Origin of the sequence: Photobacterium sanguinicancri (assembly GCF_002265265.1) — a bacterium.
GTDB classification, from domain to species: Bacteria; Pseudomonadota; Gammaproteobacteria; order Enterobacterales; family Vibrionaceae; genus Photobacterium; species Photobacterium sanguinicancri.
The window spans coordinates 49,132-62,142 of the sequence record NZ_NOIF01000007.1; the positions used below are offsets into that span (position 1 = coordinate 49,132).

At 42.6% G+C, this 13,011-nt stretch carries 14 protein-coding genes; 3 read left to right on the top strand and 11 right to left on the bottom strand.

The genetic code is table 11. The features are described 5' to 3' along the window. The first annotated feature begins 63 nt into the window (after positions 1-63). On the top strand, positions 64-750 hold the full coding sequence (locus ASV53_RS02450) for a leucine-rich repeat domain-containing protein (protein WP_094955945.1): 687 nt from the start codon (positions 64-66) through the stop codon (positions 748-750). An 85-nt stretch (positions 751-835) separates the two neighbouring features. On the opposite strand, the gene secF is transcribed toward ASV53_RS02450, so the two are convergent. The 6 genes from secF to ASV53_RS02480 form a co-directional block, all read right to left on the bottom strand. Then, complete coding sequence (secF, locus tag ASV53_RS02455) at positions 836-1,783, bottom strand: protein translocase subunit SecF (RefSeq protein WP_062690269.1); 948 nt, start codon at positions 1,781-1,783, stop codon at positions 836-838. A gap of 12 nt (positions 1,784-1,795) precedes the next feature. Further along, positions 1,796-3,649 (bottom strand): protein translocase subunit SecD, encoded by a 1,854-nt coding sequence (secD, locus tag ASV53_RS02460; RefSeq protein ID WP_094955946.1) that lies wholly within the window; start codon positions 3,647-3,649, stop codon positions 1,796-1,798. A gap of 25 nt (positions 3,650-3,674) precedes the next feature. Further along, positions 3,675-4,010: a preprotein translocase subunit YajC gene (gene yajC / locus ASV53_RS02465; protein WP_094955947.1), complete on the bottom strand. Its 336-nt coding sequence runs from the start codon at positions 4,008-4,010 to the stop codon at positions 3,675-3,677. A gap of 22 nt (positions 4,011-4,032) precedes the next feature. Next, complete coding sequence (tgt, locus tag ASV53_RS02470; RefSeq protein WP_094955959.1) at positions 4,033-5,211, bottom strand: tRNA guanosine(34) transglycosylase Tgt; 1,179 nt, start codon at positions 5,209-5,211, stop codon at positions 4,033-4,035. A gap of 284 nt (positions 5,212-5,495) precedes the next feature. Next, a complete protein-coding gene (gene queA, locus ASV53_RS02475; protein WP_062690267.1) occupies positions 5,496-6,554 on the bottom strand; it encodes a tRNA preQ1(34) S-adenosylmethionine ribosyltransferase-isomerase QueA in 1,059 nt (352 codons plus the stop codon). Positions 6,555-6,635: 81 nt separating this feature from the next. Beyond that, positions 6,636-7,700: a S1 family serine peptidase gene (locus ASV53_RS02480; RefSeq protein ID WP_094955949.1), complete on the bottom strand. Its 1,065-nt coding sequence runs from the start codon at positions 7,698-7,700 to the stop codon at positions 6,636-6,638. A gap of 234 nt (positions 7,701-7,934) precedes the next feature. Here ASV53_RS02480 and ASV53_RS02485 point away from each other — a divergent pair, with 234 nt between their 5' ends. Further along, positions 7,935-8,381: a CBS domain-containing protein gene (locus ASV53_RS02485; protein WP_062690266.1), complete on the top strand. Its 447-nt coding sequence runs from the start codon at positions 7,935-7,937 to the stop codon at positions 8,379-8,381. Positions 8,382-8,488: 107 nt separating this feature from the next. Further along, positions 8,489-9,082, top strand: a complete 594-nt coding sequence (locus tag ASV53_RS02490) for an acyl carrier protein phosphodiesterase (RefSeq protein WP_094955960.1) — start codon at positions 8,489-8,491, stop codon at positions 9,080-9,082. Here ASV53_RS02490 and ASV53_RS02495 read toward each other — a convergent pair. The 5 genes from ASV53_RS02495 to ASV53_RS02515 are packed head-to-tail and all read right to left on the bottom strand — an operon-like array spanning position 9,079 to position 12,746. Next, positions 9,079-10,209, bottom strand: a complete 1,131-nt coding sequence (locus ASV53_RS02495; RefSeq protein WP_094955950.1) for a flagellar hook assembly protein FlgD — start codon at positions 10,207-10,209, stop codon at positions 9,079-9,081. The genes ASV53_RS02490 and ASV53_RS02495 overlap by 4 nt on opposite strands. After that, entirely contained in the window at positions 10,206-11,063 is an 858-nt protein-coding gene (locus ASV53_RS02500) for a TolB family protein (protein ID WP_094955951.1), read from the bottom strand. The genes ASV53_RS02495 and ASV53_RS02500 overlap by 4 nt, the downstream gene beginning before the upstream one ends. 2 nt (positions 11,064-11,065) lie before the next feature. Next, positions 11,066-11,698, bottom strand: a complete 633-nt coding sequence (locus ASV53_RS02505) for a hypothetical protein (RefSeq protein WP_094955952.1) — start codon at positions 11,696-11,698, stop codon at positions 11,066-11,068. 53 nt (positions 11,699-11,751) lie between these two features. After that, a complete protein-coding gene (locus ASV53_RS02510; RefSeq protein ID WP_094955953.1) occupies positions 11,752-12,150 on the bottom strand; it encodes a rhodanese-like domain-containing protein in 399 nt (132 codons plus the stop codon). Between the two features lie 32 nt (positions 12,151-12,182). Continuing rightward, the gene (locus tag ASV53_RS02515) at positions 12,183-12,746 is read right to left on the bottom strand and encodes a hypothetical protein (RefSeq protein WP_141226222.1); all 564 of its coding nucleotides are present in this window, start codon (positions 12,744-12,746) and stop codon (positions 12,183-12,185) included. Positions 12,747-13,011: the final 265 nt, after the last annotated feature.

Genomic DNA, 13,011 nt, shown 5'->3' on the forward strand with positions numbered 1-13,011 from the left:
TATAAAACATCATACTGATTATGTAGAATACGCGTTTATTTCTCGTTTCTGTAGGTTACTGTTATGTCGTCTCTTTTCACGCGCACTCTGCCCCTCTCCGCTATTGCCATTATCTGCACATCGCTATTAAGCGGCTGTGACAAACATTATGAAACCGTGGATGCAATTCCCTTTGCCGATCAAAACTTCCGTACCTGTGTATTAGAAGCCAATGAACAGTATTCAGAAGACATTACAGAACTGGATTGTGATAACAGCGATATTAAATCTGTCGATGAGCTGAAATATTTTGAAAACCTACGCGAGCTATCGCTAAAAGATAATCAACTCGCAGCCATTGACCTCACCAACAACCCAGAACTACGTGCCGTTAACTTAGCAGATAACGAAATCCAAGCATTAGACCTGAGTGAGAATGAAAACCTACGCAGTCTCGTCATCACAGAAAATGAACTAGAGACCCTGGATATGACTGCTAACTCTAAACTAGAAAAATTATTGGCGGGAAATAACCAACTAGAGAATGTGGTACTGAGTAAAAAAAGCCGTTTAGAACGACTTGCGCTGCCATCAAACGAACTCACTGCTTTGGATGTAAGCGCAGCAACCGAGCTTGAGCTGCTGAATGTGATGAACAATGACCTCGTCGAGTTAGATCTCAGCCACAACACCAAGCTGACAACCTTGATTGAGCAAGGCAATAAAATGAATGGCGGTAAGCAGCGCCCTGCCAGTGAATGGGCTAACTAAGCCACTCCATTCTCTGCGTTGTCATACAGACATAAAAAAACGGTGCCACATGGGCACCGTTTTTATAAGCAAGAATCACACACCACTAAGGCATAGATTCAAACTCTTCACCTTCTTTCTCAACTTGCGGTGGCATTAGGTGTTCACGAACAATACCTAGTTTCAGAGCAAGTGCAGAAGCCACGTAAATAGACGAGTAAGTACCTACCACGATACCAATCAGCAATGCGGTCGCAAAGCCGTGGATCATAGTGCCACCTTGTAAGAACAAGGCAATAACCACAAACAATGTTGTTGCCGACGTAATTAACGTACGGCTTAATGTTTGGGTAATCGAGTTGTTCATTACATCAGATGAGTCACCTTTACGCATCTTACGGAAGTTTTCACGGATTCGGTCAAATACCACGATGGTATCATTGAGCGAGTAACCAACCACTGTCAGCAAGGCTGCAACAATGGTTAAATCCACTTCAATTTGTAAGAACGAAAAGATACCGATAGTAATAATAATATCGTGTGCCAAGGCCAGTACCGCACCCGCAGCAAGACGCCATTCAAAACGCATTGATACATACAGCAAGATACAAAGTAATGAAGCAATAATTGCTAGACCACCCGCTTCTGCAAGTTCATCACCCACATTTGGACCAACGAACTCGATACGACGCATTTCAACGTTTTGCTCAGTACCCACTTTTAGCGCATCAATGATCTGTAAGCCTAGCTTCTCACCTTTCAAGGTTTCACGAGGCTGAAGACGTACTAATACATCACGTGCAGTACCGAAGTTTTGAACAATGGCATCACCAAAGCCTGCTTTCTCAAGCGATTCACGAATAAGGCCTAAATCAGCAGGTTGTTCAAAACCTACTTCAATTAAAGTACCACCCGTAAAATCAAGACCCCAGTTAAGCTTCTTAGTCGCAACCGTACCTATTGCTACTGCAATCATAACGAGAGAGACAACAAAGGCCACTTTCGACCAACGCATAAAGTCGATCACTTTATCCGCTTTCATTAATTGATACATTCCAGCGTCCCTCTAGATCGACAGCTTATCTACGCGTTTTCCGCCGTAGATAAAGTTAACTACTGCACGCGTACCGATAATCGCCGTAAACATCGAGGTCAAAATACCAATCGATAACGTTACTGCGAAGCCTTTGATAGCACCTGTACCCACGGCAAACAAAATAATTGCAGTGATTAACGTAGTGATATTTGCATCGGCAATGGTACTGAATGCGTTCGCGTAACCCTGCTGAATCGCATGTTGAGGGCTGCGGCCTTCACGTAATTCTTCACGAATACGTTCAAAGATCAGTACATTGGCATCAACGGCCATACCTACAGTTAATACGATACCGGCAATACCTGGCAAGGTCATGGTAGCCCCTGGGATCATCGACATAACACCGATAATCATCACCAAGTTCATCATCAATGCCATATTGGCAATCAAGCCAAATTTACGGTAATAAATCAGCGTAAACAGCATTACAGCTAACATACCCCATAGACACGCTTGCACGCCCATATCGATATTTTGCTGACCCATTGATGGACCGATAGTACGCTCTTCTACAATTGAAATAGGCGCAATCAATGCACCCGCACGTAATAGCAATGCTAAGTTGTGCGCTTCAGCAGCAGAGTCGATACCTGTGATACGGAAGTTACGACCAAGCGCAGTTTGAATTGTTGCTTGGTTGATCACTTCTTCGTGCTTTTCAAGAATCACTTTACCGTTTTCATCACGTTCGCCACTGTCTTTATATTCAGTGAACATGGTAGCCATAAGCTTACCAACGTTATTACGTGAGAAGGCTGTCATCTTGCTACCACCTTCGCTATCTAGCGAGATGTTAACTTGTGGACGACCGTATTCATCAGCACTTGAGCTTGCATCAGTAATGTGAGAACCCGTTAGGATGACACGTTTTTTCAGTACCGCTGGGCGGCCATCACGTGCTGTTTTCACTTCACTACCAGCAGGTACGCGACCTGCCATGGCTGCTGCTATATCAGCACTGCTATCTACTTCACGGAATTCAAGCGTTGCTGTCGCACCTAAAATTTCTTTTGCGCGCGCAGTGTCTTGAACACCCGGTAATTCAACAACGATACGGCTAGCACCTTGGCGTTGTACCAATGGCTCAGCAACACCCAATTCATTCACTCGATTACGAAGAATAGTGATGTTTTGCTCTACCGCATAGTTACGGATCTCTTTTAAGCGCTCTTCAGAGAATGTTGCGCTCACCACGAAGCGGCCATTGCTGGTGCTATCGCTAAAGATCATATCAGGGTGAAGTTTCGCAAGCTCACGCTCTGTTTGTGCCATTTGCTCGGCATCACGCAGGCGTACTTCAACCGTAGTATCAGTTTTACTGATCGCACGGTAACGAATTTTTGCTTCACGCAGTTCAGTACGGAATGTTTCTTCCTGCTGACCCAGCAATTTTTCCATTGCCGCATCCATATCCACTTCCATTAAGAAGTGAACACCACCACGCAGGTCAAGACCAAGTTTCATCGGTGAAGCACCAATTGATTCAAGCCAGCTAGGGGTTGCAGGTGCAAGGTTTAAGGCTACAACGTAGTCTTCACCGAGTTCGTCGTTGAGAATATCGCGAGCACTGATTTGCGTATCAGGGTCGTTGAAGCGGACCAGAACAGCACCGTTCTCGAAAGCGATAGATTTGTAGGAGATTTTACTTTTTTCTAGGTCTTCGGTGACAACATCCAGAGCAGACATATCTACCGAGGCGCCACGCGCCCCGGAGATTTGAATCGCTGGATCTTCACCGTAAATGTTGGGAAGTGCATAAAGCAAACCGATGAGGAGTGCGAACACTACCATCAGGTTCTTCCACAATGGATAACGGTTTAGCACTGCTATGATCCTTCAAAGCGAATAATTATAGAGACTTCATCGTGCCTTTTGGCAGAACAGCAGTCACGAAGTCTTTCTTGATTGTTACTTCAGTGCTGTCGTTAAGCGCGATAACAATGTAGTCGTTATCTTCAGATACTTTAGAGATCTTACCTAGTAGGCCGCCGTTCGTTAGCACTTCATCACCTTTGCCCATGGAAGACATAAGATTTTTATGCTCTTTCGCACGTTTCGCCTGTGGACGATAAATCATGAAGTAAAAAATTACAGCAAACAGACCAAGCATGATGAAAAGCTGCATGCTACCGCCTTGTGGAGCACCTTCAGCTGCGGCATGTGCCTGAGAAATGAAAAGACTCATTTAATAACGTCCTCGTTAATTGTTAAGCGTTTTTTAATGGTGGAACTTCACGGTCACGACGCGCATAGAATTCATCTACAAACGCATCGAAACGATCTTCGTCAATCGCCGTACGAATACTTTCCATCAAACGTTGGTAATAACGCAAGTTATGAATTGTATTCAGACGTGAACCAAGAATCTCGTTACATTTATCTAAGTGGTATAAATACGCCTTAGAGTAATTACGACAAGTGTAACAGTCACAATGCGGATCTAGTGGCGTTGTGTCTGTTTTATGTTTCGCATTACGGATCTTGATCACACCACCGGTCACAAATAAGTGGCCATTTCGGGCATTTCGTGTAGGCATTACGCAGTCGAACATATCGATACCGCGGCGAACACCTTCAACTAAATCTTCTGGTTTACCAACGCCCATCAGGTAACGTGGCTTATCTTGAGGCAATTTCGGGCACGTATGTTCAAGAATACGGTGCATGTCTTCCTTCGGCTCACCTACTGCTAGGCCACCTACTGCGTAACCGTCGAAGCCAATATTGGTTAGGCCTTCAACTGAAACATCACGAAGATCTTCATATACACCACCCTGAACGATACCAAATAGGGAATTCGGGTTTTCTTGCTTGTCGAAATGGTTACGACTACGTTGAGCCCAACGTAATGACATTTCCATCGACTTCTTCGCTTCGTCGTGTGTCGCTGGGTACGGCGTACACTCATCGAAAATCATAACGATGTCAGAACCAAGATCGTATTGGATTTCCATCGACTTTTCAGCGTCCATGAAAACTTTGTCACCGTTTACAGGGTTACGGAAATGAACACCTTCTTCGGTAATTTTACGCGTTGCGCCAAGGCTAAATACTTGGAAGCCGCCTGAATCGGTCAAGATCGGGCCTTGCCATTGCATGAAGTCATGCAAATCACCATGAAGTTTCATTACTTCTTGGCCAGGGCGTAACCAAAGGTGGAAAGTATTACCTAACAGGATTTGTGCACCTGTTTCTTTTACTTCTTCCGGTGTCATACCTTTAACAGTACCGTAAGTACCTACAGGCATAAACGCAGGGGTTTCAACCGTACCACGTTCAAACTGCAAACGACCGCGACGTGCACGACCCTGCGTTTTATCTAATTCAAATTTCACACAACCTCCAAAAGCCAGAGAAACAATCTGACATAACAATCTGCTAGTCATAGCGGTGAACAAACACGGCATCTAGTCAGAGCAAATACAACGGGCGGAATGCCTAATGTATTTTAGCGATAGCATTGCCGACTTTTCGACAATACTAGCCATTATGATAAACATAACAGCTAAATTCTGGTGCACTTAGCGCAAGAAAGGCTGCAATTTTAACAAATGCAGCCTTACATGACACTGACTTAACTGAGTAAGTCGATAATTAAACCCGCTTCAAGGCGTATTTGTTCACTCTTACTACGTAAATCAACAAATACCCTCGATAGCATAGCCAATGTTTAGTCTTTTGTGCGACGAGTAATAAACATGGCATCACCGTAGCTGAAGAAACGGTATTGGTTTTCAACCGCGACTTGATACGCTTTCATGGTGTGATCGTAGCCTGCAAATGTACTCACCAGCATGATCAACGTTGATTCAGGTAAGTGGAAGTTTGTCACTAACGCATCAACCAATTGAAATTCGTAACCACCTGGGTAAATGAAGATGTCGGTATCACCAAAGAAAGGCACTAACTCAGTCCCTTTTTTCAGCGCATCTTGCGCAGCTGATTCAAGTGAACGAACCGATGTCGTACCTACGGCAATCACACGACCGCCATTTGCTTTCGTTGTTAGCACTGCATCGACAACATCTTGCGGAACTTCCACGTACTCTGAGTGCATGTGATGATCGTTAATATCATCAACACGAACAGGCTGGAAAGTACCAGCGCCTACATGCAAAGTAACAAACGCAAAGTCTGCACCTTTCGCTTTAATGGCAGCCAGTAGTTCATCATCAAAATGAAGGCCCGCGGTTGGTGCTGCTACTGCGCCAGGCTTCGCGTTGTAAACCGTTTGGTAACGTTCTTTATCTGCTTCTTCATCAGGGCGGTCAATGTATGGTGGTAACGGCATGTGGCCGACATCTTCCAATACTTCAAGGACCGTTTGATCACCTGTAAAGCGGATTTCAAATAGCGTATCGTGACGCGCCACCATTTCAGCTTGGTGTTCATCATTATCACCTAAAAACAGGACGTTACCCGGTTTTGGTGATTTAGAAGCACGAACATGGGCAAGGATGCTTTTATCATCCAGCATACGCTCCACTAACACTTCAATTTTGCCACCTGACTCTTTGCGGCCAAACACGCGAGCAGGGATCACTCGGGTATTGTTGAATACGAGTAAATCACCCGGTTCAACTAAATCCAGCACATCTTTAAAGCCTTTATGCTGCAGTTCACCAGTATTTCCCGTCAACTGAAGTAGTCGACTCGCAGTACGCTCAGGTTGTGGGTAACGAGCAATAAGCTCATCAGGTAACTCAAAGTGAAAATCAGAAACTTGCATTTTGTCGCGCCTCAAAAAACAGAGGCAGCTAGTATAGGCTGCCTTACTGCAATTTCAAGGAAAGTTCGAAATGACGCGAGACTAAACAAGCGTTAGAGCGCGCCTTACGGCTAATCCCAATAAGCTCAAGAGCACAACAATACCAAGACTACCGCCCCCACCGTCGCTACCCGTAACACTATCGACGCTTGGCACTGCGATATCGGTTCCTGCATTACTGTAGTCTCTCGCAAACGGATTTACACTTAGCTTAGGCGTGCTAACAGATGCTAAACGGTTTCCCGTTACTGTGTTGATCCAAGCAGTGAAACTAACTACTTCGGTATATACCCCAGGTAAAGAACTGGCACAGCCATCCCCAAAACTGACAAGGCCTAATAATCGTAAACCAAAATCAGCATCACTAGCTCGAAGTGGGTCTTGCCATACCAATGGTCCGCCAGAGTCACCAAAGCAACTGTCGCGGACCACTAATGGCGAAGGAGAAATAGCACACACAAAAATGTTCGCTTCACCGCTGGTGACACCCGAACCCCATTGATTATTACAGGTATTATCAGGCACCCCAGTGAGTAAGGTTTGTTGTAAATCCGACGATCCCGAAGATCCATTCACACTGGTACTACCCCACCCTGAAACCAAAAGATTCGCAGGATTATTGCCACCTTGGGTATAGCTGGTTTGAAATTCGGTATTGGCACGGCCTATTTGGTCTTGATTCGCTATTAATATCGGTTTGGCACTGTCTGGTGCAGGAGCTGCCAACCTGAGTACAGCAATATCATTAGAAAAACGAGAGGCATTGTAGCTGTTATTAATCGTGCGACGACTCACTGACAACGCATTACGAGATGAAGCACTAAATACACTTGATATACCCGCCCAGACTTTAATATCAGCGGCATTAGCGGTTAGGCCACCATTTTGTAAACAGTGGGCCGCCGTTAATACGACATCTTGTGCCACCAGCACTCCCCCACAAACGTAGGTGCCATCAGTAAAAGAAATATTGAGATAAACTTGCCAAGGGAGCTCATCATTCTGGCTAGTCACGCCACCAATGATTCGAGGGGATACAGTAGGAGATGAAGCAAACACAGGTAAACTTGCGAAGCACAACAGCAGTAAAACAATATACCTAGCCATAACTCTACCTATTATTATTGATGTGACAATCAATATGAATATTTAGTGCGATTTTAATGCCAAATAAGCATATTGATTAATCAAGTATATGCCAGTCCCAAGGCTTTACCTGAAAAATACCGATAAAACAGCAGTTGAGAATTTTGTGAATTTTTGACTGTGGTCATAGGTAGTTAGGTTTATATTCGCTACATTCATAGAACAGGGATTTGTTACCTGTTAATGGAGGCAAGTATGTTTACTGTCGCAGATATGATGACTCAAAATCCATACGCTTTAGGCCCATCGAGTACCTTGGCTGACGCGAAAGATTTAATGGAAAAACACGCTATTCGCCATGTGCCTGTCATTGATGACAATCACCATCTTCTCGGCTTAGTCACTCAACGCGATGTGCTATCCGCACAAGAATCAAGCTTAGAGATGATCACCCAAAGTAACTTTATGTCGGCACTCGACATTCAACTTCATAAATGCATGAACCGCTCACTAATGAGTGTAGATTGTCACGCTGGGTTAAAAGAAGCGGCGCTGTATATGCAAAAGCATAAAATTGGCTGCTTACCTGTGGTAGAAGAGAAAGTATTGGTCGGTATTATTACCGATAGCGACTTTGTATCTATCGCCATTACCTTGCTTGAAATACAAGATGAAGTTGAGCCAACAGAAACCGAGGCATAAGCAACAATAAAATTAGCTGTAGACGAGGCTATGCTGTCATTTGCTAACCTATTCACTATTCTTTTAGAAACACAATGCGCTCGCGGGCGCATGAGCATAAGGTAATTGTGAATTTTTTAGCACATTTAGATCTCGCTGATTTTTGTCGAAGTCATTTGGCAGGAAACCTGCTTGCCGATTTTGTCCGAGGCGACCCTTATAAACAGCATACCAAAGCCGCAGCTGACGGCATCAAACTGCATCGCTTTGTTGATGGGTATATCGACGCCATGCCACAAGTTAAACAATGCCAACGCTTGTTTCGACCAGAGACTCGTCGTGTCAGTGGTATTGCCCTTGATCTAATATGGGATCATTTCCTCGCGCGTCATTGGAATGATTACCACACTCAGCCGTTATCACAATTCGTCGCCTTTGCTCGCCAAGAAGTTGAAATCTATCAGCACAATTTACCTGAAAGCTATCAGCAGATGAGCTCACGTATGTGGCAGCAACAGTGGCTAATCCAATACCAAGAAACAGCAACGATAGAAACTGCCCTCACCCGAATGGCTATCCGTCGTCCTAAACTACACCAGCTTGCCAACACCCCCACAGACATATTCACGCATTACCAGCAACTCGAAACCACGTTTCATGCCATTTACCCGCAGATCCAACAAGCCGCGTTAATTTATAGGCAACTACAGTATGGTAATTAATCCATCGATTTGCCTTTACCTGTACTTGTGAATTTAACGGTTGCAACCCCGACCTGACCATCGAAGCCTGATATATTCACTGTCAGATAATGGTCACCTTTAGGATACTCATTAGGGTTAAACTGCCAAACAAAAGGAACATAACCTTGCTCTTCTTCTGAAACAAACTGACCATTAATAAAAAAACCGACTTCAAACAAACTCTTTTCAACAATGCCACGATCTTCTTTAGGAATATCGACTTGCACAAAAGCAAGCTCATTGTTGGCAGAAGCCTGCCGACGGGTATCAAAGTAAACTGTTACGCGAGGATCCCGAGGTAAATACATCGGTTTAAAAAACACTTTGGATAAGGTTTTACCATCTCGACTTTGCTTTATATTAGCTCGTCGATCCGCCACATGTTCACTATAACCTCGCAATTTATGCCATTGGACATAATCTATGCTAGCATTTCCCCATGTCATAATTGCATGTTCAGGTAACGCAAAGGCCGTCGCCATAACAGCGAAGTCCTCAGACTCAGTAAATGGGTAAACACCTGAAGTATCAAGCCCATCCCAATGAATCAAGTGTGTTCCTGACACTAATGGACGCCAGTCAGAGATCGTTTTTAGCATTGCGCCGGATTTTAACCCAGCCCGCACTAATAACCTCGCAGGCTGGTCTAATGTAATGTTTAACTGCTCTCTAGACTGAAAAACGATAGGGATTGATTGAAGGATTTCACCTCCTGAATTATCCATAGGGGTGACTGTATACTCATCGCCTTCATAGACATAACGAATCACTGGGAACCATGCTTCATCCGGAACTACCACGCCTAATTCATCCTTTCCATCCCATGCTAGAGTCAGGGTTCCTTTTTGCGTTAGCTTAAGCGGATAAATCGTTTTCACTACATCTCGATCTGTCGAAACAATAGAAACTTCAAGTAATACTTTTTGATGTATATCAATAGAAAAATGAAAGACATTAGTATCAGAAGGATTAAACGTATTCGTAGCAAAAGGCTTAATCGCAACTAAGTTTGATTCTATATTCTCAGTATTGGATTTAGCTAAACACGAGGAAGTAAAACAAAACAACATTAAGAAGAATATAGCTTTCACTCGACGTTGTATCACTGGTTTATCTCCAAATCACGAATATCTTGAACATGAGGTAATACAATAGGCACAGCATCACCTGCCGTATTCATTACCATTAAAATGCCACCACTTGCTCCACGGCGAATAAAATAAATGTCTCCTCCCGCAGTAACAGACGGCCATATATCACTGGAAAGTGAATGAGTTAACTGGCGATGCCGACCAAGGTCATCAACTTGCCAAAGGTGGTACTGTGAAGAAGTATTTAAGCTATAGACTAGACGTTGCCGCGGTATATCAGGTGTCGGATACCTAAGTGTGCCATTATGAAGTGTTAACTGTTGGACTTGTTGCGTAACCATATTTTTCAACCATGCTTCTTGTAAAATCAACCCACATCCAATCACACAAGATACTGCACTATAATAAAGCTGCTTTTCCGTTTCATAGGGATCAAACACTTGCCCTATCTGCTGATGAACATCAATAAAACGAGAGGCTTGGGTATCCCAAACGCTAATTGCAGTTTTTTCACTTTGTCTATTAAACAACCTAACAGCGAGAAGTTTTTGACCTTTGTTAGTAAGGCGAAATTGAGTAAACGCATCTGGATGTGTACGCCTTACAAGTACTGTTGCTATTTCATTTTCATGAACAATCACAGTACCATCAGGTGTTAAATACACAGCCTTATCCATCGCGGGTGACCATGTAAATTGTCGAGGGTTATCGACATTATCTACAACTTCAGCCTGACCGCTTTCTCTCACAATGAATGCTTGCCAACCATCCTCGGTAAGCCCCACAAAAGACATACCATAAGGTAGTGTAGTTGCAAAAAGGGGCTGAGATAAAAAGGCACAAAAGAAGAAGAGAAGACTTAACCGCATCGTTAGCTAACCCTAGCCATATACAATATCTTCGCTCGATATAAACATAAAAAAGCTACAGTAACCATCAACACAATGATGATACTTTGCAACACGGGATGACGAGATTCAGTCCCTATCGCTAACGCATGCCAAGAAGACAAATAAAACGCAGGAATCATCAATCGGTGCCCCCAACACTTTAAAGCAGCCAAAGACAATAAGCGTGAAAGTAAAGCAGTAAACACGAGGAGCAGACTAAACAACCCGACCGTAATTCTTGCGTGATAGTAATCATCAATATCCGGTAATAAAAAATGCCCGGTAAAATGACCACTTCTAAGAGTTGTACCCGCTATAAACCCAGCAATATGAAGAAACATAAAACTAAAAACAGCTAAACCCAAGCAGATATGAAACCTTTCCTTAGACATTGCATCTATATGAACATTAGCAAGACCAACAATTATTTGGATACCAAAAAGTAACAAAGTCCATAATGCAAAAATCTTTGACCATACATAAAAACCTTGTCCAATGGGGACATAATCAGAGAGATAAAAAATCGGATTACCTGTATTCTCTAACCATAAATAAAAAGGGGTACATATAAAAGACATGAACAACAAAACTAAATGTCGGTTATTGACACTCATAATACATCCTTGTACGTAATCCGGAAAAATGGAAAGTTCGAACTACGAAATATTTACTTTTCTATTGGCATCTTTAGTAAGCGCCAACCATTAAATCCAGCAGGCTCCATTAATACGACATTCGTTAATCCTTTTGATTGTAATATCTTAGCGGTTTCAAAACCTCTAAAGTCTTTCAAGCAATAAGGTACTACATATTTATAAGACCTCATTTCCTCAATGTTAATAGAACCCACATCCCTTAATGGAATATTTACAGCAGTCGGAATTCGTGACTCTAAATACTCACCTGGCTCACGAGTATCAATAAAAAGAACATCTCCTCTTTTTAGAGCTTCACTGAGTATCTCAACTTTTTCCTGGGAGACACCATGAACATAATCTTGACTAAACCAACTTGCATTCACTTGTGTTGAAGCCATAACGATTAAAATTAATAGGTGTTTCATCATTATCCCTTATACAAATTAATGCCTTTTCGTGTTTATATTTTATGATACGTATCTCCCAACACTTCAAATCGACCATCACTATTTCTTCCATCGTTTTGACTTGTTGCCACTCCTAATTTTAATTGTGCCCTCCCCCTATTATTATCAAGTGAATATATATCATATCGTGTAGTTTTATTAACATCGCCAGAATATGTAATATCAATGTTGGATACCATCTCTTCAGATTGTAATTTATACTTAGCTCCAATCTCAATGGAATACACATCTTTTTGCTGCCAGAGTGGATTATTATCGCAATTATCAGATGTAAATGTTTGTTGGGTCACTTCAAGCTGCGAGCCAGCAAAGTCTAATGTTGTTAGAATAAACCGTCCATTTACTGGAATATTGTTATTTATAATAAAACCAGCTTGACATTGGTTTACCCATCTACCTGCTAAACTTTTTAATTCAGAGTCTTTCGAAGACTTATCATCGTCATTACTATTCCAGTTACAACCTGATGTCGCAGTAATTAACGATAATATTAATATTTTCTTTACTTTATAGTCAACCAGATCCCCCAGCTTATGCTTAATCACTTTACTTAACAAACCCAACCCACCTCTAAACTCATGATAAATATAATGCAAATGAATAACCTCATTAAATTAAAGCCATAAGAACCTCAAAGTTAATATAGTTACCTCTTATTTCCTGTGAAAATTACGACATATAATGTAACGAGCAAGATGCGGCCAAAGATAAAACCATTGAATAACACCCACCCCCACTATAGATATACAAGTAATTATATCATCACTCGTTAAAGACCAACCGAAAATAGTAAATATAGAGCCTAAAATTAAACTACTAGGA

What these genes read in the sequence shown, in the direction of transcription:
- ASV53_RS02450 (WP_094955945.1), top strand. Translation starts at nt 64, where the DNA reads ATGTCGTCTCTTTTCACGCGCACTCTGCCCCTCTCCGCTATTGCCATT.
- secF (WP_062690269.1), bottom strand. Translation starts at nt 1,783, where the DNA reads ATGTATCAATTAATGAAAGCGGATAAAGTGATCGACTTTATGCGTTGG.
- yajC (WP_094955947.1), bottom strand. Translation starts at nt 4,010, where the DNA reads ATGAGTCTTTTCATTTCTCAGGCACATGCCGCAGCTGAAGGTGCTCCA.
- tgt (WP_094955959.1), bottom strand. Translation starts at nt 5,211, where the DNA reads ATGACTAGCAGATTGTTATGTCAGATTGTTTCTCTGGCTTTTGGAGGT.
- queA (WP_062690267.1), bottom strand. Translation starts at nt 6,554, where the DNA reads ATGCAAGTTTCTGATTTTCACTTTGAGTTACCTGATGAGCTTATTGCT.
- ASV53_RS02480 (WP_094955949.1), bottom strand. Translation starts at nt 7,700, where the DNA reads ATGGCTAGGTATATTGTTTTACTGCTGTTGTGCTTCGCAAGTTTACCT.
- ASV53_RS02485 (WP_062690266.1), top strand. Translation starts at nt 7,935, where the DNA reads ATGTTTACTGTCGCAGATATGATGACTCAAAATCCATACGCTTTAGGC.
- ASV53_RS02500 (WP_094955951.1), bottom strand. Translation starts at nt 11,063, where the DNA reads ATGCGGTTAAGTCTTCTCTTCTTCTTTTGTGCCTTTTTATCTCAGCCC.
- ASV53_RS02505 (WP_094955952.1), bottom strand. Translation starts at nt 11,698, where the DNA reads ATGAGTGTCAATAACCGACATTTAGTTTTGTTGTTCATGTCTTTTATA.
- ASV53_RS02510 (WP_094955953.1), bottom strand. Translation starts at nt 12,150, where the DNA reads ATGATGAAACACCTATTAATTTTAATCGTTATGGCTTCAACACAAGTG.